2 protein-coding genes are annotated in these 1561 nt (G+C 33.6%); both read left to right on the top strand.

The genetic code is table 11. From position 1 onward, the window contains the following. Positions 1-440: 440 nt before the first annotated feature. Entirely contained in the window at positions 441-797 is a 357-nt protein-coding gene (locus BACPLE_RS00045) for a plasmid mobilization protein (RefSeq protein ID WP_007557662.1), read from the top strand. 433 nt (positions 798-1230) lie between these two features. Next, positions 1231-1561 (top strand): relaxase/mobilization nuclease domain-containing protein (locus BACPLE_RS00040; protein ID WP_007557656.1); only part of this gene is annotated, 331 nt, incomplete at its 3' end.

Below are 1561 nucleotides of genomic sequence, written 5' to 3'. Positions count from 1 at the left end.
AAGCATTCTCGCACTGTGGTGGATTCCTAAAGTTCCTTGTGTCGTTTCTCTCTATACTTGAATACAGGAAAACGGCTGCATCATAAAAGAAAAGACACCGACACCATTCAGGAACTACCGCCCATCGGTAAAAGGATTGCATCTAATTGATACCTTTTCTGCCTGCACTGGAGAGAAACCGGGAAGGTATTTGATACCGTACTTTTCCGGGTTCTGCCCGGCATGGACGATAAGAGAACATTATTATGATACCAAAAAAACTTATCTAATTGTATTTTTTTCCCTTTTGTTTGGGAGGGTGTTTAGTAATTTATATATTTGCGTTTGTAGAAATTAATAGCAAGATGTGTTTTTGTGGACACAAAAACCAAATCTTGCCTGATAAATCAGGAGTTTAGCCCCCTCGCAACTTGGGGGCATATATTATTTAGTATCATAGTATGAAAGCAAATAAAAGAGATAGAATAGTGAAAGTTCGCTTAACGAATTTAGAATATGAAGAACTAACTAAAGCTTCTAAATCTAGCAAATGTATGTCAGATTATTTTAGACAGAGAGTCTTTAGGAAAGGAGTTGGTCTTATTGACCCTAAAGAATTTATTCGTTCGATGGATGAAATTTGTTTGGAAATGAAACGTATAGGAAATAATATAAATCAGTTGGCTAGGTATGTAAATATTCATAAGGAAGAAGTTAATCAAGAGGTTCTTAATGAGGTAGAAAAGAAAATGGCAGACTATGTAATTATGCAAGATAAATTGAATGTTACTTGGCGTAAGTTGATGTCAATCAAATAATATATGTATATATAATATTTATATATATAATTTTAGTGATAAAGACAGCGTTACTATTTCTTTTCCCTAAAGTTCCTTGTGTCGTTTCTCTCTATACCTGAATACAGGAAAACGGCTGCATCATAAAAGAAAAGACACCGACACCATTCAGGAACTACCGCCCATCGGCAAAAGGATTGCATCTAATTGATACCTTTTCTGCCTGCACTGGAGAGAAACCGGGAAGGTATTTGATACCGTACTTTTCCGGGTTCTGCCCGGCATGGACGAAGAGAAAACATTATTATGATACCAAAAACTTTAGGGGAAAATATTATATATATAAATAATATATGAATATATAATATTTGTATATTTATTGTATGAATAAATTATATTGAAATATTCTTTTATTGAATATTTGTTTGTATATTTGCGGTGTGAAGTTATAAATATGGTAGTAGTAGTTTTAAAAGCGGCAACTTCTTTCGCTGGTATTGATTATAATGAGCGAAAGAATGAGGAAGGCAAGAGTGAACTTCTTGTTGCAGAAAATTTTGCTATGAATCCAGATAATTTGAAGAAGTCGGATTATATAGCTTATATGGAATCTGTCTGTAGGACTAATCCAGCGGTCAAGGCAAAACAATTTCATGCAGTGATTTCATGTAAGGGGCGTGAATATTCGGCAGAGGATTTGAAAAATGTAGCTTTGCAATATATAAATAAAATGGGTTATGGAAATAATCCTTATATGATATATTTTCATTCTGATACAGAAAATA

The organism is Phocaeicola plebeius DSM 17135, assembly GCF_000187895.1.
Taxonomy (GTDB): Bacteria; Bacteroidota; Bacteroidia; order Bacteroidales; family Bacteroidaceae; genus Phocaeicola; species Phocaeicola plebeius.
Note: the sequence above shows the minus strand (reverse complement) of the source record. Positions and strands in the feature narration are given on the sequence as shown.